Source organism: Paenibacillus cineris (genome assembly GCF_018333335.1).
Classification (GTDB): Bacteria; Bacillota; Bacilli; order Paenibacillales; family Paenibacillaceae; genus Paenibacillus_AQ; species Paenibacillus_AQ favisporus.
In genome coordinates this window covers 20,049-37,414 of record NZ_BORU01000004.1, presented here as the reverse complement: position 1 = coordinate 37,414, position 17,366 = coordinate 20,049, and the positions used below count along the sequence as shown (strand labels likewise).

The window sequence follows — 17,366 nt, the reverse complement described above, 5'->3', positions numbered from 1 at the left end:
CTGGCTTCTTTCTTTTATTTTGGCAGATGCTTGCAATTCACGGTGTATGTATCTATGTAGCTCTAGTCCTTAACGGAGTGATCAGATAAACCAGGGACTCATTTGTAGAAGCAGAAGTAACAATGAGGGGTTTTAAAGGACTTGCATATTGAATGCTGATCCATTCGCTGTCAACTGCACGTATGATGTCTTGCATAAACTTCCCGTTGAATGCAATACGAAATGGCTCCCCTTGAAAGCCCTGCACAGGAGTAGTCTCATGAACATCGCCAACTTCTGGCGTATTGGAGCTTAATTCCAAGGAATGGGGTGTTCCATTCAGCAGAACCGTTTGTCCGCCCCCAACCAAATTAACCCGCTCGATCGCGCTGAGAAAGGCTGCTGAGGAAACCTGAACTTCCGTTACATATGTGGCGTTGGTCATCGTTTCCATTGGCGGGAAGGATCCGGTTATTAGAGGAATGTAAGCCGCGAGATCTTGATTCTGTATAACCATCCGGTGATTGCTGAAGGAGATCCGCAGCTTCTCTCCGGACAGCAGCTTGGAGACATGCTTTAAATATGCGGAAGGTATAATGGCCTCAACTTCATTGCTCAGATTGCGGTCAAGATGGATTGTGCATGAAGCAAGGCGCACACCGTCTGTAGCCATCAGCTTCATTGAGCCATTTGTAATGTGAAACAGGGCTCCGGTTAATACTGGCCTGGCTTCATTGGATCTGGCGGATGCAAAAACGACCTGCTGAACCATTTTTTTAAATTGAGAGCTCGACAGTTCCACATCCAATAGGTGGTTTCCGAGGTCTGGAATGGAACAGCTATCCTCTGGATCCATTCCGTAGAGTCGGAATACAGTACTGCCTGAGCTAATCTTTAATAGGAAAGGCGGCTGTGTTTCCAGGGTCACCACTCCGGCAGGCAGCTTGCGAATCATGTCCGCAAATAGACGTGAAGGCACGGCAATGGACTCCGTTTGACAGTGTCCCTCATCGAGTGGAAGCTTTGCTTGAATGACCATTCCCGAGCTTGTTCCTGATGCAAGAGTCAGTCCATTCAGACTCGTGTGTAATTGAATCATAGAGTTCTGCGGTTGTGCCGAGGATACCGAAGCTGCGACGGCAACCTGTTGAACGGTTTGAGCCAGAAGATCACCTGGGATACGGACAAACACGGGCGTCACCTTTTTCTTTTAATTTTGATCGGAAAAATAATGCTCGATCATTCTACGCAGAACTTCGGAACGAGTAAACTGATGGTCGTCACAATAGGCATCCAGACGGCTCCATGTTGCTTCGGATAAAGTTAACGATACTTTGCGGGTCGTCCCGATCCCTTTTCTGCCTGCTCCTCGGCGCGCTCCGCCACGGGTAAACATGAAGCTCAGCTGACCTTCCTTATCGGGGATGCCGATTTTTACTTTGTTGCGCGGCTCCATGATCATGCCTCCTGTTTGAATGAGGTAACCTTTTTCAAATATTTTCTAATTCTAATCTATCACAGTTCGAAAGTGTTGGGCAAGAAGCACTCTTTTAGCGCCAAGCGAATCAACCCGCCCCAAACGGGGTATAAAAGGGTAAAAGAAGCGAAAAGGAGTGAGCGTCATGAAAATCATTATTACGCAGGCGGAAGCGGTAGAGAAGGGCATCTGGGGCGAAGTGATGAAGATGTTCGGCGTCGAGGCCGAAGAGGAAGTGTGGCCGAGCGAGGAGTACATTTTGACGGAGGAGCAGGCGCGCCGGATCGGGATTATTCAGTAGAGCTCACATATGATAATAAAAAAGGGTGTCTCCAGCGGTTTCGTTAAACCGGCGGAGGCACCCTTTTGCTTCGTTTGGATTATAGCTAAAAATCAATTACTGCCCTTCAACTGCCCTCAGAAGTTCGGCCCGCTTACGCCGTCCTCCACGATTTGCTCTTCAGAGCCTGGAGCGGGGCTGCCCTCTCCCGAATCTTCTGTATGGACCGCGATCAGCCGGTTTTGCGGACGGTACGTATCACGGGAAATACGTTTGCGCGATACCTCCTTGCCGTCTACTTTCTTGATTTGATAGGTCTCGACGACGTAGCCGGGTTTGCCGCTCTGCAGGATCTCCTGGCCGCCGACCGGAAGGGTCGGATTCTGCACGAACTTCTCGGTGACCGGGAGAGTTTCGACCGTGCGGGACATGAGGTCATAGGTGACATTTTTCGGGAAGGTGCCAAAAAATTTGACGATCAGATTCCGATCCTTGACTTCGGCCTGAATCAGCAGTGACTTCCCGGTATTGTTCCGGAAGCGGAAGTTGATCGAGCCTTCGGCAAACGTGGCGTCCTGCCCTTTCGGCAAGTAGCTGACCGGCAGGGAATGGTTGCGCCGCTCGACGATTTCAAGCCCGGTCCGGACCGCCGCATTGTACACCGTGCTGGACACCTGGCAGATGCCTCCGCCTACGCCAGGCACCAGCTTCCCGTTCAGGATGACCGGCGCCTCCTGGAACCCGTATTTTTCCTCCGCCTTGGCAATGACCTTGCTGTAATCAAACACGTCACCCGGCTTCAGCACCATGCCGTTCACCGCCTTGGCGGCGGAATCGACATTGTATACCCTTCCCGGCCCGCTCGAACCGAGCCCGGTGGAGAACTCGATGATTTTTCGCTCGATTCCTTCTTCCTTGAGGCTGCTGATCGTGACGTTCGGCACCATCCGGTACAGGGGAAGGTCCAGGCTGAGCTTGGGCTTTTCACCGCCGGCAATCAGGGCAAAGTCCTTCGGAATCAGCGCCGTCATCTGCTCCTTGAGCGTGTTCCAGTCAATCCGCGAGACCGAAACCTCCGGCGTGTACACGACCTCGTCTTTACCTGAGATCCGCCGCGTGGCTTCCACCGGAAGCCCGAAGTGCTCCTGCTCCCACTCCGGCGTAAATTTCTCCTTCAGCGCGGAAATGTCCCAGTGCGGCACGATGTTCCAGTCCGTCTGAAAATGCCAGCGGTATTTCAGCTGGTCCAGCCAGCTCCCTTCATGCAGCTTCGCAACCGCCTCTTTAAAGGCGTCCGCTTCAAACGAAACGCCGGCTTCCTTCAGCGTCAGCTGGGCATTGGGGATACCTTTGGCGGCCACAGACAACGTCAAGGGAATGCTCTCCATCTGTCTGAGACGGGCGTCCAGCAGCTTAAGCGCCTCATCCGAATCTTTTCCTCCGAGCGGGTAGCCGGCAACCTGGATCTTATCCGGAAGGGTGTTTTGTCCGATATAAAGATGTACCCACCCGGCGGTGACGGAACCGATCAGCAGGATGCTGGCGATAATGATCAGGCTCAAATGAATTTTTTTCATAGGGTTCCCACCTCTTTCGCTTCCTCTTCATCGTGATTGATGCTGTCTTTCCATATATATGTAGGCAAAGTGGAAAAATTTCGGGTACTCAAAAGGTAACAATTTTGTTACAATGAAACACATCGTGATGATTCCTACGCTTTTTTAAAGGAATTAGCTGGAATGTGTCGAATTTATAATGGCTGATTATGTAATTAGGAAGTGATGAACGAAGTGATTGAAATGCAGGACGTGTGGAAGACCTACCAGAATGGAACCCATGCATTGCAAGGCGTATCGGTCAAGATTGACCGCAACGAATTCGTATACGTCGTCGGACCGTCCGGCGCAGGCAAATCGACATTCATGAAGCTTATTTATAGAGAAGAAGTGCCGACCAAGGGGCAAATCTCTGTGAACGGTTTTAATATCGGCAAGCTGAAGCAGCGGAAAATTCCGTATGTGCGCCGGAATATCGGCGTCATTTTTCAGGATTTCCGCCTTCTTCCGACGCTGTCGGCTTACGAAAACGTGGCTTTTGCCATGGAAGTCATCGAAGCGCCGAAGCGGCAGATGAAAAAGCGCGTGATGGAAGTGCTGGAGCTGGTCGGGCTGAAGTCCAAAGCCGCCCGCCTTCCGGCGCAGCTGTCCGGGGGAGAGCAGCAGCGGATCGCGATCGCCAGAGCTATTGTGAACAACCCGGCGGTCATTATCGCGGACGAGCCTACCGGCAACCTGGACCCCGAAACGTCGTGGGGCATCATGCAGCTGCTTGATGAGATCAATTTCCGCGGAACGACCATCGTCATGGCCACCCACAACAAGGAAATCGTGAACACGATGCGCAAGCGCGTTATCGCGATCGAGCACGGCAACATTGTACGCGACCAGCAGAGAGGGGAGTACGGGTATGACTTTTAACACCTTTCTGCGGCATTTGCGGGTCGGGTTTAACAGCATCTTCCGCAACGGGTGGATGACCGTAGCCTCCGTTACCTCCATCGTGGTATCCCTGTTCGTGCTCGGGGTATTTATCATCCTGGTGCTCAATGTCAACGCTTTGGCCGACAAGGCCGATAAACAAGTGCAGATCCGCGCTTATCTCAACCTGAACGTCGACCAGAAGCTGCGCGAGAAGGTGCAGAACGAAATCTCCGCGATGCCGGAGGTCAGCAAGGTGCAGTTTATTTCCAAGGAGCAGGGCCTCACCGATTTCCGCAACAGTATGGGAGACGAGGGGAAGGAGCTGCTGGAAGGCTTCAGCAAGGATAACAACCCGCTGCCGGACACGATTATGGTTGAGGTGATCGAGCCGACGACGGTTCCGTTCGTCGCCCAGAAGATCGAGGCGCTGAACACGAGCCATACGGAGCAGCCGATCATGAAAGTGAAGTACGGCAAAGGCACCATCGAAACGCTGTTTAAAGTGACGCGCCTGGTGCGCAACATCGGGTTTATTTTCGTGGCCGGCCTCGCCGTCATGTCGATGTTCCTGATCTCCAACACCATTCGTGTTACAATTCTTGCCCGCCGCCGGGAAATCAGCATTATGAAGCTGGTCGGGGCGACGAATTATTTTATCCGCTGGCCGTTCTTCGTGGAGGGCACCTTGATCGGGCTGATCGGGTCCGTCATCACGGTGGCGCTGCTGTTCGTCGGTTATGACCGGCTGGCCGCCTCCATCGGCTCGGATTTTACGCTTCAGATGTCCCTTCTCCCGCTGAGCCAGCTGTGGCAGTGGGGAGGATTACTGATTGTCCTCGGCGTGCTGATCGGCATGTGGGGAACGACCCTATCTATTCGCAAATTTTTGAAGGTATAAGAACAAGAACGATAAGCAGCTGACGGAGAGTCTTGGTTATACAGGAGAAACTTTTGGAAAAGGACGGGGAACGCAAGTTGAAAAAGATCGCCACATGTTTGGCTGTAGTTATGATCGCAGCGGCTGTATTTCAGCCTTCGGAAGGTCTGGCAAAGAAAAAGACGGTCGATGAGATCGACCATGAACTGAGAGTGCTGCAGCAGCAGGCGAAGACCGCCAAGCAGCAAAAGAGCAAGGCGGAAGCCCAGAAGCAGGAAGCGCAGCATTACAAAAATAAAACGACCCAAAACCTGCAGTACGTTATGAACCAGATTAGTACGGTGAGCAACACGATGACCAAATTGACGGTTCAAATTGACGACACGCAGGACAAGCTCCATCAGACCGCAGCCGAGCTGGATGCCGCCGAAGAGCGGATCCAGTCGCGGGAGAAAATGCTGGAGTCCCGGGTACGTCTTATGTATACCGACGGCAACGTATCCTATTTGGAGGTGCTGCTCTCATCGACCAGCTTCTCCGATTTTCTAGAACGGGCCGATGCGCTGAAGGAATTCGTAGACCAGGACAAGGACTTGCTGGAGCAGCACAAGAAGGATAAGGCGCTGGTGCTGGCTAAGAAAAAGGAACTGGAGTCGGATTACGCCAAAGCCAAGGATTTGTATGCCCAGATGGAAGACCAGAAGGCCATTCTGGCTGAAAACGAGCGGCAGAAGCAGATTCTGATCGCGCAGTACGACCAGAAGATTGAAGAATCCGACGACACCAGTGAAGAGCAGGATCAGCTGCTCGTCACGCTCGTCAGCAAGCGTGCTTCCCTGGAGCAGGAGAAGAACAAGCTGAAGGCCGAAGAAGCCGCAAGAAAGGCGGCGGCAGCCAAAGCTGCTGCTGCGAAGAGAGCGGCTGCAGCAGCAGCGGCAGCGGCCAAGAAAAGAAGCGCGACAACGACGGTTGAAAGCTCGGGCGGCTTCTCGGGCAGCGGCGGACCGCTGTATATGCCGGTTAGCGGAGCACGCATTTCTTCGTCTTTCGGCCGAAGAGTCCACCCGGTTACGGGGGAAGTCGGCAAGATGCATAAAGGGGTGGACCTTGCCGTTCCGCAGGGAACGCCGATCCACGCCGCTGAAACGGGAACCGTCACGCTGGCCGAATGGTGGAGCGGTTACGGGTACTGTGTCATCATCGATCATGGGGACGGAATGTGGACCCTCTATGGACATATACGTGAAGGCGGTATTAAAGTAAAGGTAGGCGAGCATGTCAGCCGCGGTCAGGTGATTGCAGAATCCGGCGCAACGGGACAAGTCACGGGGCCTCACCTTCATTTTGAAGTCCGTCAGAATGGAACGCCTGTGGACCCGATGCCGTATCTGTAGACCGTATAAATATTCCGTACAAGCCGAACATATACTAGGATGGTTAAGTCTGGTCATAAGAGGTTCGGCCGGAAAATAAAAGGCGGTGAAACTTACTTTGAAGAAACGTACGGTCGCATTGTTGGTCGTCGTAGGTATGCTGTTGGGAAGCGTACTGACCCTCGTGTTAACAAGCGCAAGCTTTGCGAATCAGGCCTCGACGGGCCAGGGCGTGTTAGCGAGTGTGGTCAGCGGCGGCTTGAAGCAGGATGAAGCGAAGAAAATCGGTACGGCTCTGGATCTCATCCAAGGCAACTATTATGAGGATGTGGACCGGAGCAAGCTGGTGGACGGTGCCATCAACGGCATGATGGAATCGCTGGAAGATCCGTACTCGACTTATATGGGTAAGCAAACGGCACAGGAATTTGAGGAGAGCATCGAGGGCTCGTTCAGCGGCATCGGTGCCGAGGTGTCCTCGGAAGACGGCAATGTCGTCATCGTGTCTCCGATCAAGGGATCGCCTGCGGAAAAGGCAGGACTCCGCGCAAAGGATATCATCCTGACGGTGAACGGAGAATCGCTGAGCGGGCTTGAGCTGAACGATGCGGTTTCGAAAATCCGCGGTCCGAAAGGCAGCGAGGCGAAGCTGACGGTCCGCCGCAGCGGCGTATCGACTCCGCTTCAGTACACTATCGTGCGCGACGATGTCGATCTGGAGACCGTCAATGCCCACATGGAACCGGGTAAGGTAGGCGTGATTGAAATTACCCAGTTCTCCCTGAACACGGGCGATCGCTTCAAGGAAGAGCTGGCGAAGCTCGAGAGCGAAGGCATGAAGGGCCTCGTCATCGATGTCCGGAACAATCCCGGCGGCGTGCTGTCCGTCGTGATCGATATCGCCGAGCAATTCGTGCCGAAAGGCAAGCTGATCGTTCAGGTTGAAGACAAGAACAAGAAGCGCGAGAAGAGCGAGTCCAAGGGAACGGGCAAAGACTATCCGGTCGCCCTCCTGATGAACAAGGGAAGCGCCAGCGCATCCGAAATTCTGGCAGGTGCCTTGCAGCAATCGGCCGGAGCGAAGCTGATCGGTGAAAACTCCTTTGGTAAAGGAACCGTACAGACGAGCTTCGACAAGCAAATGGGCGACGGCAGCCTGCTCAAGATTACGATCGCGAAATGGCTGACGCCAAACGGCAGCTGGATCCACAAGAAGGGCATCAAGCCTGACATTGCGGTGGATCAGCCGGATTACTTCTCGGTGGCTCCGATCAACAAGGACAAATCGCTGGAATACAACATGAATAACACTGACGTGAAGAGTGCGCAGATCATGCTGGACGGCCTTGGCTTCAAGCCTGGACGCAAAGACGGATTCTTTGATGAGAAAACCGTGGCGGCCGTCAAGTCGTTCCAAAGCAGCGCGAAGCTGAGCGCGAACGGCGTCATTGACGCGAAGACGGCGGAAGCACTCGAGAACGCGCTGATCGAGCACATCCGCGATCCGAAATACGATAATCAATTGAACCGCGGGATCGACGAGGTGCGGAAGGAAATTGCCGCTGCCGCGTCGAATCGTTAAGAAGGCTGATCTTTAGCCTTCTTTTTTTCTTGCGTCTGATGTCTGTCCTGGATATGCGTAAAAGTCATGGTAAAGGAGCGTGGTGACGGATTGGATGTCGCATTGGAACTGCTGTGGAAGTTAGGGGATGGTTTGTTACAGCTGCTGACGCAGCCGTTTTATTATATTTCGATCATTTTGATGGCGCTGGTGTACCGCAGGCAGGTGCTGCTGGAGAGAAAGCTGTTCTCCGTCCGGCTGCACAGCTGGGGGCTGCAGACATGGCGAACCTTTTGGGGTGGACTGCTGGCCGGGATTGGCGTCTCGGTGGCAGCAGCGTTTTTGGGAATTTCGCTGACCACGGAAGCGGTGATCTGCATCTGGGTGGTAGCCATCGTGCTGCTGCTGTTCCGGGTAAGGTATTTATGCTTTGCCTACGCCATCGGGATCTTGGGCGTGATTCAGTTTGTTGTGGGGCTGTTTTCCTGGAGTCCGGACGGGTTCCTGAAAACGGTGAAGGATACGGTGGCGGGTCTGGATATTCCTGCCCTGCTTGCCCTGGTCGCAGTGCTGCACTTGGCCGAGGCTCTGCTTATCCGCCTGCAGGGAGCGTCCTTTGCTAATCCGCTCTTTATTGAAGGGAAGCGAGGCAAGCTCGTTGGAGGCTATCAGATGCAGGTGTTCTGGCCGATTCCTCTGTTTCTGCTGATTCCGGGGACCTCGGATGTGACTCTGCCCTGGACGCCTTTATTTGGCGGAGACGGATGGAGCAGCGGCTTCAGCATGATGGCGCTGCCGGTGGTGATCGGCTTCAGCGAAATGACGCAGAGCCTGCTTCCGCAGGTGAAGGCCGATCGGACATTCAAACGCCTCCTGATCTATGGCGTCGTACTGCTGGCTTTCAGCATCCTGTCGGTTTGGTGGAGCCCGCTCGCCCTTGTGGCGGCCTTGATCGCCTTTGTGCTTCATGAAGGGCTGGCCTGGTACAGCCGGTATGAGGAGCAGCACCGGAGCCCGGTGTTTGTCCATCCTGCGCAGGGGCTGAAGGTGCTGGCGGTCATTCCGGGAAGCCCTGCCGAAGAGCTGGGCATTACGGCCGGCGAATCGATTATGAAGGTCAACGGCGTGGCGATCCGGTCCAAAGAGCAGCTGCATCTGGCGATCCGCAAAAACCCGGCCTTTTGCAAGCTGGAAGTACAAAACCTGCAGGGCGAGGTCAAGTTCCTGCAGCGGGCAATCTACGACGGGGATCATCACCAGCTGGGCGTTATCCTGGCTCCGGACCCGGATGCCGGCGTGGCGCTGGTACTGAAGCCGGTCAATCTGTTTCAGCTGATCGGCATGAAAATTCATGCCCGCAGCAAGTCGTCCCCCCCTGCATCGCATGATGCGCGGGAAGCCGACATGTAAGGCAAGAACGCAAAAAGCGTGGGAGCTTCAGAGCTTCCACGCTTTTTTGTCTTATGAAAGGACCAACGGGTGGTTTACCGGCGAAGCAGGAGGTTACGGATTATTCCTGAAGCTGGCGGAGGACGATGATCTCTACCCGGCGGTTTTTCTGCCTTCCGGCTTCGGTGCCATTATCCCCGACAGGACGCGTGTCTCCGTATCCGGCGTACTGGAATTCGTCAGGGTTCAGATGCTTTTGGTCAAGGAAAAACCGCAGGACCGACAGCGCCCGCGCTCCGGACAGCTCCCAATTGTCCTTGTAATTTGAAGCATGCACGATCGGCAGATTGTCCGTGTGACCCTCGATGCTGATCACCGTGCTCAGGTTCTTGAACAGACTGGCGAGCTTGTCCAGCACCGGTGCCGAGCCGGGCTTTAGGTCCGCTTTGCCGACATCGAACAAAAATTGGTCGCTCAGCGTAATGGAGATGCCTTGAGGCTCGTCCGCCACAAAAATCTGGTCCTCCAGCCGGTTATCCTTCACATACTGCGAAATGACCTGCATCAGGTTCTGGAGCTCCTGCTCCTGCTTGCGGAAGGCAAGCTCCCGTTCGGTCAGTTCCTGAGAGCCGCTGTTCTGCGGCTTTTTGGCCGTGTCGGGATTTCGATGCGTATTTTTGTCCGCCTGGCCGGTGATGCCGGATCCCTTCTCGAGGATCGAATCGCCGCTTTTGAACGTATGCTGCAGGGATTGTGTAATCGCTTCGTACTTCTCAACGTCCAGCCGGCTCATCGCGAACATCATGACGAAAAAGATCAGGAGCAGCGTGATCAGGTCCGCATAAGTGATCAGCCACCGGTCCCGGCCGCCGTCTCCTTCGCTTGTCCTCCGGCCCTGGCGTCTATTCCGCTGTCTCATCGATGAATTCCTCCTTCACGGCAGGGGCATGATAGCTGTCCACCGGTGTGAAGGAAACGAGCTTTTTACGCACCATGTTGGGGTGCTCGCCGTTCTGAATCGCCAGAATGCCCTGCATCAAAAGTTCCAATTGCTGAATTTCATCGGCGCTGCGGGACTTAATTTTCGACGCAATGGGTAAAAAGATAATATTGGCGCTCGCCACGCCGTATAACGTGGCGGTAAAAGCAACCGCGATCGACGGCCCCAGATCAGTCGGCTCGGACAAGCTGCCGAGGACATGGATCAGCCCCATAACGGTGCCGATGATACCCATGGTCGGGGCGTAGCCACCCGCGGACTCGAATATTTTTGCGTAGTTTTCGTGCTTTTGCTCTACGGCGTCCATTTCGAGCTCCATGATTTGTTTGATCTGGGATTCTTCCGTTCCGTCGACAACCAGCTGAATGCCTTCGCGAAGGAACGAGTTGTGATGGTCCATCGCCATTCTTTCAAGGGAGAGCACTCCGTTGCGTCGGGCCGCCGTGGCCATGCCGACCAAGTCTTCGATCAGCTGGTTCGTATCCTCGGCCGGTTTGCTGAAGGCAAAGCGCAGCGCTTTGGGAATCGTCTTGAGCCGGTGAAGCGGGTAACTGACAACGACAGCGGCAATGGTACCCCCGAATACGATCAGGGCGGCCGCTGCCTGCATTAATCCATTAATCTGACCTCCTTCCCATAAAAAGCCACCTACCAGCGCGGCAAGTCCCGCCAGGATGCCCAGTATTGTTGTGATTTCCATGTTGTGCAATCACTCCTGTTCATGAGTTAGGGTTTGCATACGGCACTTGATCAGAGTATAATAGACGGGAACAAATATTCTTATTTCAACAATGATTTCCTATAGCTTATATCGGGAAATCTCGACATATAGTTTAGAATATCTATTTTAGATGATAAGGGTGATGTTGGGCAATGAGCGATATTGTCGTCAGTACCAAGACGTTTGAGCTTGAGTCGGAATACACACCGCAGGGCGACCAGCCGAAGGCCATTACCGAGCTGGTGGAAGGCCTGAAGCAGGGGAAGAAGCATCAGACGCTGCTCGGTGCGACCGGTACCGGCAAGACCTTTACCATTGCGCAGACGATCGCCAAGGTGCAGCGGCCGACGCTGGTCATCGCGCATAACAAGACGCTTGCCGCCCAGCTGGCGAGCGAATTCAAGGAGTTTTTTCCGAACAACTCCGTCGATTACTTTGTGAGTTACTATGATTACTATCAACCGGAAGCATACATCCCTTCTTCGGATACGTATATTGAGAAAGATTCGAGCATCAACGAGGAGATCGATAAGCTGCGCCACTCCGCGACCAGCTCGCTGTTCGAGCGGCGGGACGTTATTATCGTGGCGAGCGTCTCGTGTATTTACGGCTTGGGTTCGCCGATGGAATACTCCAGCATGCTGCTGTCGCTGCGCGTAGGCATGGAGAAGCCGCGCAATCAGATTTTGTCGCGCCTGGTGGACATCCAATATCAGCGCAACGATATTAACTTCGTGCGGGGGACGTTCCGCGTGCGCGGCGACGTCATTGAGATCTTCCCGGCTTCCAAAGGGGAGCAGGCGGTCCGCGTGGAGCTGTTCGGGGACGAGATCGAACGGATTACGGAGATCGACGTCCTGACCGGCGAACTGATCGGTGAACGCGATCATATTGCGATTTTCCCGGCGTCTCACTTCGTAACGAAGGAAGAAACGATGCGAGTCGCTCTGGTCAATATTGAGCGGGAGCTGGAGGAGCGGCTCGAGGAGCTGCGCTCCCAAGGCAAGCTGCTCGAGGCTCAGCGCCTGGAACAGCGCACGCGCTATGACATTGAAATGATGAAGGAAGTCGGTTTCTGTTCGGGGATCGAGAACTATTCCGGACCGCTGACGTTCCGGGAGCGTGGGGCAACTCCATATACGCTGCTGGACTATTTTCCGGACGATATGCTGATTGTGGTCGACGAATCCCACGTGACACTGCCGCAGATTCGGGCGATGTACAACGGGGACCGGGCGCGCAAGACGGTGCTGGTGGAACACGGATTCCGTTTGCCGTCGGCGCTGGACAACCGGCCGCTGACGTTCGAAGAGTTCGAGAATAAAGTAAACCAGATCATTTACGTATCGGCGACGCCGGGGCCGTATGAGATCGAACACTGCGATACGATGGTCGAGCAGATCATTCGGCCGACGGGACTGCTGGATCCGGTGATCGAAGTCCGGCCGACCGAAGGGCAGATCGACGATCTGATCGGGGAGATCCGGGAGCGGATCGACCGCGACGAGCGGGTCCTCGTGACGACGCTGACCAAGAAGATGGCCGAGGATTTGACCGACTATCTGAAGGAGATCGGAATCAAGGTCAGGTACCTGCATTCCGATATTAAGACCTTGGAGCGGATGGCGATACTGCGCGACCTGCGTTTGGGCACGTTCCATGTGCTGATCGGGATCAACCTGCTGAGGGAGGGCCTTGACCTTCCGGAAGTATCGCTGGTTGCAATCCTGGATGCCGACAAGGAAGGTTTCCTCCGTTCGGAACGGTCGCTCATTCAGACGATCGGCCGCGCGGCCCGGAACTCTGAGGGCTTTGTTCTGATGTATGGCGACAACATTACGGAGTCGATGGACAAAGCGATTAAGGAAACCCAGCGCCGCCGCACCATGCAGATCGCCTATAACGAGCAGCACGGAATCACGCCGCAGACGATTCGCAAGAAGGTCCGCGACGTCATCGAGGCGACAAAAGTGGCCGAGTCGAAGGCAGAGTATCTGACCGGAACCGGCGGCAAGATGTCGAAGAAGGAGCGCCAGTCGGTGATCCAGCGTCTGGAGGCCGAAATGAAAGATGCCGCGAAGAACCTGCAGTTCGAGCGCGCCGCCGAGCTGCGTGACGCCCTGCTGGAACTGAAGGCGGAATAAACAAGAACATGGATATGATAAGGGAACGGCCGCTTGTACTGGTCGTTCTCTTTGTGGATAAATCCCATAAATAGATCCTTTCAAAGGAGTTGAGCGACCATTGGCCAGCGAGAATATCGTCATTAAGGGTGCCAGGGCCCACAATCTGAAGAATATAGATATCACGATTCCCCGTGATAAATTCGTCGTTTTAACCGGACTGAGCGGTTCGGGCAAGTCTTCCCTGGCGTTTGACACGATTTATGCCGAAGGGCAGCGCCGTTATGTAGAGTCACTGTCTGCGTATGCGCGGCAGTTTTTGGGACAGATGGAGAAGCCGGACGTCGACTCGATCGACGGGCTGTCTCCAGCCATATCGATAGACCAGAAGACGACGAGCCGCAACCCGCGCTCTACCGTCGGAACGGTAACCGAGATTTACGATTACCTGCGGCTTCTTTTTGCCCGTGTGGGCCATCCCCACTGTCCGGAGCACGGCATTGAAATCACGTCCCAGACCGTGGAGCAGATGGTCGACCGGATTATGCAGTATCCGGAGAAGACGCGTCTGCAGCTGCTGGCACCGATGATTTCCGGCCGGAAGGGTGAGCACAAGTCTTTGTTTACCGACGTGGCCAAGCAGGGTTTCGTACGCGTACGGGTAGACGGCGAGCTTCGCGATCTTTCCGAAAATATCGAACTAGAGAAAAACAAGAAGCACTCGATTGAGGTCGTTGTCGACCGGATCGTCGTTAAGGAGGGCGTGGAAGCCCGTCTGGCGGACTCCATCGAGACGGCGCTGAAGCTGTCCGGAGGCCAGCTGCTGGTCGATATTATGGGCCAGGAAGAGCTGCGCTTCAGCTCCAATTTCGCCTGCCCGATCTGCGGATTCAGCATTGAGGAGCTGTCCCCGCGGATGTTCTCGTTTAACAGTCCGTTCGGGGCTTGTCCGGAATGCGATGGACTTGGCGTGAAAATGATCGTCGACCCTGAGCTGCTGATTCCGGACCGGGAGAAATCGATCGATGACGGCGCTTTTCTGGCGTGGACAGGCAGTACGTCCAACTATTATCCGCAATTTTTGAAATCGGTATGTGAGCATTACAACATTCCTCAGAATGTTCCTGTCAGCCAGCTGAAGGAAGAAGATATGAACAAGCTGCTGTACGGAACGGGTAACCAGAAGGTCCGCTTCCGTTACGAAAATGACTTCGGGCAGCGGAAAGAAGCGTTTGTGGTGTTTGAGGGCGTCATTCCCAACCTGGAGCGCCGCTACCGTGAAACAGCTTCTGAAGGCATCCGCGAATTTATCGAAAACTTCATGAGCGCTAAGCCGTGCGAAGTCTGCAAGGGTCACCGTTTGAAGAAAGAAGTGCTTGCCGTAACCGTCAATGACTATAACATGGCGCATGTGACGAGCCTGTCTATCGGCGAAGCGATGAAGCTGTTTGACCAGCTCGAGCTGTCCGAGAAGGAACGCTCGATTGCGAATTTGATCTTGAAGGAAATTAACGCGCGCCTCGGATTCCTCGTGAATGTCGGGCTCGATTACCTGACGCTGAGCCGGGCCGCGGGCACACTCTCCGGGGGAGAGGCCCAGCGGATCCGCCTGGCTACGCAGATTGGCTCCAGCCTGATGGGCGTGCTCTACATTCTTGATGAGCCGAGCATCGGTCTGCACCAGCGGGACAACGATCGGTTGATTTCCACGCTGGAGCATATGCGAGACATCGGCAATACGCTCATCGTCGTAGAGCATGACGAGGACACGATGATGGCCGCCGACTATATCATCGATATCGGTCCGGGTGCCGGCATTCACGGCGGTCGTGTCATTGCGCAAGGCACGCCGGAGGAAATCATGAAGGATCCGAACTCCTTGACCGGCCAATACCTGAGCGGACGCAAGTTTATCCCGGTCAATACGGAACGCCGTAAGCCGGATAACCGCTGGCTGGAGATCCGCGGAGCGAAAGAAAACAACCTGAAGAACATCAATGCCAAAATTCCTGTGGGTGTCTTCACGGCAGTAACAGGGGTTTCCGGTTCGGGCAAATCGACGCTTGTGAATGAGATTCTGTACAAAACGCTTGCCAGGGAGCTCAACAAGGCGGTCAAGGTCAGACCCGGACAGCACAAGGAAATCCGCGGACTCGAGCATCTGGAGAAAGTCATCGACATCGACCAGTCGCCGATCGGCCGCACGCCGCGTTCCAATCCGGCAACCTACACCGGTGTGTTTGATGATATCCGTGACATCTACGCACAGACGAACGAGGCCAAAATCCGCGGTTATAAAAAGGGACGCTTCAGCTTTAACGTGAAGGGCGGACGATGCGAAGCCTGCCGCGGGGATGGCATCATCAAGATCGAGATGCACTTCCTGCCGGACGTCTATGTGCCGTGTGAAGTTTGCAAAGGCAAACGCTATAACCGAGAAACCCTAGAGGTTAAGTATAAGGAAAAGAGTATCGCTGACGTGCTTGAAATGACGGTGGAGGATGCGACGGAATTTTTCAAAAACATTCCGAAAATCCACCGCAAGCTGCAGACGCTGCTCGACGTTGGCCTCGGCTATGTTACCTTGGGACAACCGGCCACGACGCTTTCTGGCGGCGAGGCGCAGCGTGTGAAGCTGGCCTCCGAACTGTACCGGCGCAGCACCGGCAAGACGCTCTACATTCTGGATGAGCCGACAACCGGCTTGCATGTCGACGATATCGACCGTCTGCTGACTGTGCTTCACCGTCTGGTCGATTCCGGGGAATCCGTGCTCGTCATTGAGCACAACCTGGATGTCATCAAGACGGCCGACCACATTATCGACCTTGGTCCTGAAGGCGGCAGCGGCGGCGGAACGATTATTGCCTCCGGTACGCCGGAGCAAATCGTGAAGGTCGAGCAGTCGTACACAGGCAAGTACTTGAAGCCGGTCCTGGAGCGCGACACGGCGCGCAGCGAAGCGTTGAAGGTGACGAGCTAATAGCGACCAGCTTGTACCAATGCCGTAATCAGAGCCTGGTATGGAACGATTACGCGAAATAAGGATATAGGATCAGATCATGTCTCCATTCCGCCGCGAGGCGGGGAGGCATGATTTTTTTGAAGAGATCAGAAAGTATACGTTTCGGAGCTCCGCTTCCTGATCTCGCAATAAAAACTTCCGCTAGACGCGGTCTGTCTTCTTTGAAGGTACGTCGATAGACGTTTTTCTTATGAAAAAAACATAAGCTTCGGAGATTCTGTGTAAGGAAAAGGATGCAAGCAAGGGAGTAAAATGATTCCGAAGAAGCGAAGCGGTCACATTTGGCTTTCGGATTTCTACCTTACATGGGCTCCATAAAATCAAGAAATCCGAAAACAAGAGGGATCGCAGGAACATTTTACGGACTTGCCCCATCATCCAATTCAATTTATACCGTAAGAAATTTCCGCCTTCCCGATATCCAAAGTCACAGAGTTGGATGAACGGCACTTCCGGAAATAAGCGCTATTTTTCATAAATTGCAGCCAACCGGGGTAATAATATTAAGGATTAGGTTTCTACACATGCACATGGTAATTGATCGGAGGCAACCAGCTTCAATTACCGGAAAAAGGCGATTTTATGACAATTTCAATTTTTTACATCCGAAGTCTTGCATCTCATCGCCCAGAACGATAACATGTAGAGAGATATGTAAATTGAGCGAAGCCACAAGAGGAGGTCCAACCATGTTGCTTGCAGAAGCTGCTGCATCGGCTGCATCCAAATTCAATACGTTTGACGTATTCATGATCCTGTTTACGATTTTGATCCTGATCGGGATTATCCGCCTGGTGAAGCAACCGGTTAAGAACAAATTTGCAATCGGATTCAGCGTGATTTGCTTGCTGGTCTTTTTAGCGTCCGACTTTGCGATGATCCAGAACTGGATGAGCTAATCGGATACAACTCCAACGAAATTGCGACGAATGAAGACACCTTTCGCTAACCGGCGGACAAGGGGTCTTTTTTTGTTTAAGCCGTTGGGATTCTGGCTGTGGAAATTTCCTATTAAATATAGGGCTTCCAGCAATTGTACACGCCCGGTTTGTGTGATACATTGAGGCTATGATTCAGGGGA

The 17,366-nt window shown here is 53.9% G+C and carries 14 protein-coding genes; 9 read left to right on the top strand and 5 right to left on the bottom strand.

What is annotated here, in order from left to right; all coding sequences use genetic code 11:
* Window positions 1–52: 52 nt before the first annotated feature.
* Together dnaN and KI379_RS26960 are read right to left on the bottom strand one after the other, a co-directional pair.
* Window positions 53–1,171, bottom strand: a complete 1,119-nt coding sequence (gene dnaN, locus KI379_RS26965) for a DNA polymerase III subunit beta (RefSeq protein WP_212985543.1) — start codon at window positions 1,169–1,171, stop codon at window positions 53–55.
* Window positions 1,172–1,189: 18 nt separating this feature from the next.
* Window positions 1,190–1,435 carry a hypothetical protein gene (locus tag KI379_RS26960; protein ID WP_244879463.1) on the bottom strand — a complete coding sequence of 82 codons (246 nt, stop codon included), beginning with the start codon at window positions 1,433–1,435 and terminating at the stop codon, window positions 1,190–1,192.
* A gap of 166 nt (window positions 1,436–1,601) precedes the next feature.
* Here KI379_RS26960 and KI379_RS26955 point away from each other — a divergent pair, with 166 nt between their 5' ends.
* Window positions 1,602–1,757 carry a hypothetical protein gene (locus KI379_RS26955; protein WP_163882621.1) on the top strand — a complete coding sequence of 52 codons (156 nt, stop codon included), beginning with the start codon at window positions 1,602–1,604 and terminating at the stop codon, window positions 1,755–1,757.
* A 116-nt stretch (window positions 1,758–1,873) separates the two neighbouring features.
* Here KI379_RS26955 and KI379_RS26950 read toward each other — a convergent pair whose 3' ends face one another.
* Complete coding sequence (locus KI379_RS26950) at window positions 1,874–3,313, bottom strand: VanW family protein (protein WP_212970243.1); 1,440 nt, start codon at window positions 3,311–3,313, stop codon at window positions 1,874–1,876.
* 213 nt (window positions 3,314–3,526) lie between these two features.
* Here KI379_RS26950 and ftsE point away from each other — a divergent pair, with 213 nt between their 5' ends.
* From ftsE to KI379_RS26925, 5 genes are all read left to right on the top strand, one after another.
* Window positions 3,527–4,213 (top strand): cell division ATP-binding protein FtsE, encoded by a 687-nt coding sequence (gene ftsE / locus KI379_RS26945; RefSeq protein ID WP_076174783.1) that lies wholly within the window; start codon window positions 3,527–3,529, stop codon window positions 4,211–4,213.
* Entirely contained in the window at window positions 4,203–5,114 is a 912-nt protein-coding gene (gene ftsX, locus KI379_RS26940) for a permease-like cell division protein FtsX (protein WP_076174530.1), read from the top strand. Before ftsE ends, ftsX begins: the two co-directional genes overlap by 11 nt.
* Window positions 5,115–5,191: 77 nt before the next feature.
* Window positions 5,192–6,487: a murein hydrolase activator EnvC family protein gene (locus KI379_RS26935; RefSeq protein ID WP_163882769.1), complete on the top strand. Its 1,296-nt coding sequence runs from the start codon at window positions 5,192–5,194 to the stop codon at window positions 6,485–6,487.
* A gap of 136 nt (window positions 6,488–6,623) precedes the next feature.
* Window positions 6,624–8,048, top strand: coding sequence for a S41 family peptidase (locus KI379_RS26930; protein WP_076174778.1), 1,425 nt, complete (start codon window positions 6,624–6,626; stop codon window positions 8,046–8,048).
* Window positions 8,049–8,138: 90 nt separating this feature from the next.
* Window positions 8,139–9,437: a PDZ domain-containing protein gene (locus tag KI379_RS26925; protein WP_244879462.1), complete on the top strand. Its 1,299-nt coding sequence runs from the start codon at window positions 8,139–8,141 to the stop codon at window positions 9,435–9,437.
* A gap of 100 nt (window positions 9,438–9,537) precedes the next feature.
* Here the strand turns inward: KI379_RS26925 and KI379_RS26920 are convergent, their stop codons facing one another.
* Both KI379_RS26920 and KI379_RS26915 read right to left on the bottom strand, forming a co-directional pair.
* Window positions 9,538–10,335, bottom strand: a complete 798-nt coding sequence (locus tag KI379_RS26920) for a flagellar motor protein MotB (protein WP_212985540.1) — start codon at window positions 10,333–10,335, stop codon at window positions 9,538–9,540.
* Window positions 10,319–11,116: a flagellar motor protein gene (locus KI379_RS26915; protein ID WP_076174523.1), complete on the bottom strand. Its 798-nt coding sequence runs from the start codon at window positions 11,114–11,116 to the stop codon at window positions 10,319–10,321. Before KI379_RS26915 ends, KI379_RS26920 begins: the two co-directional genes overlap by 17 nt.
* Window positions 11,117–11,289: 173 nt before the next feature.
* Between KI379_RS26915 and uvrB the strand changes: the two genes are divergently transcribed.
* From uvrB to KI379_RS26900, 3 genes are all read left to right on the top strand, one after another.
* Window positions 11,290–13,281 carry an excinuclease ABC subunit UvrB gene (uvrB, locus tag KI379_RS26910; RefSeq protein ID WP_212985539.1) on the top strand — a complete coding sequence of 664 codons (1,992 nt, stop codon included), beginning with the start codon at window positions 11,290–11,292 and terminating at the stop codon, window positions 13,279–13,281.
* Between the two features lie 100 nt (window positions 13,282–13,381).
* Window positions 13,382–16,243: an excinuclease ABC subunit UvrA gene (uvrA, locus tag KI379_RS26905; RefSeq protein ID WP_076174519.1), complete on the top strand. Its 2,862-nt coding sequence runs from the start codon at window positions 13,382–13,384 to the stop codon at window positions 16,241–16,243.
* A 731-nt stretch (window positions 16,244–16,974) separates the two neighbouring features.
* A complete protein-coding gene (locus KI379_RS26900; RefSeq protein ID WP_076174517.1) occupies window positions 16,975–17,184 on the top strand; it encodes a hypothetical protein in 210 nt (69 codons plus the stop codon).
* Window positions 17,185–17,366 lie beyond the last annotated feature (182 nt).

What these genes read in the sequence shown, in the direction of transcription:
- KI379_RS26920 (WP_212985540.1), bottom strand. Translation starts at nt 10,335, where the DNA reads ATGAGACAGCGGAATAGACGCCAGGGCCGGAGGACAAGCGAAGGAGAC.
- KI379_RS26955 (WP_163882621.1), top strand. Translation starts at nt 1,602, where the DNA reads ATGAAAATCATTATTACGCAGGCGGAAGCGGTAGAGAAGGGCATCTGG.
- KI379_RS26930 (WP_076174778.1), top strand. Translation starts at nt 6,624, where the DNA reads ATGCTGTTGGGAAGCGTACTGACCCTCGTGTTAACAAGCGCAAGCTTT.
- ftsX (WP_076174530.1), top strand. Translation starts at nt 4,203, where the DNA reads ATGACTTTTAACACCTTTCTGCGGCATTTGCGGGTCGGGTTTAACAGC.
- KI379_RS26960 (WP_244879463.1), bottom strand. Translation starts at nt 1,435, where the DNA reads ATGGAGCCGCGCAACAAAGTAAAAATCGGCATCCCCGATAAGGAAGGT.
- KI379_RS26915 (WP_076174523.1), bottom strand. Translation starts at nt 11,116, where the DNA reads ATGGAAATCACAACAATACTGGGCATCCTGGCGGGACTTGCCGCGCTG.
- KI379_RS26950 (WP_212970243.1), bottom strand. Translation starts at nt 3,313, where the DNA reads ATGAAAAAAATTCATTTGAGCCTGATCATTATCGCCAGCATCCTGCTG.
- KI379_RS26900 (WP_076174517.1), top strand. Translation starts at nt 16,975, where the DNA reads ATGTTGCTTGCAGAAGCTGCTGCATCGGCTGCATCCAAATTCAATACG.
- uvrB (WP_212985539.1), top strand. Translation starts at nt 11,290, where the DNA reads ATGAGCGATATTGTCGTCAGTACCAAGACGTTTGAGCTTGAGTCGGAA.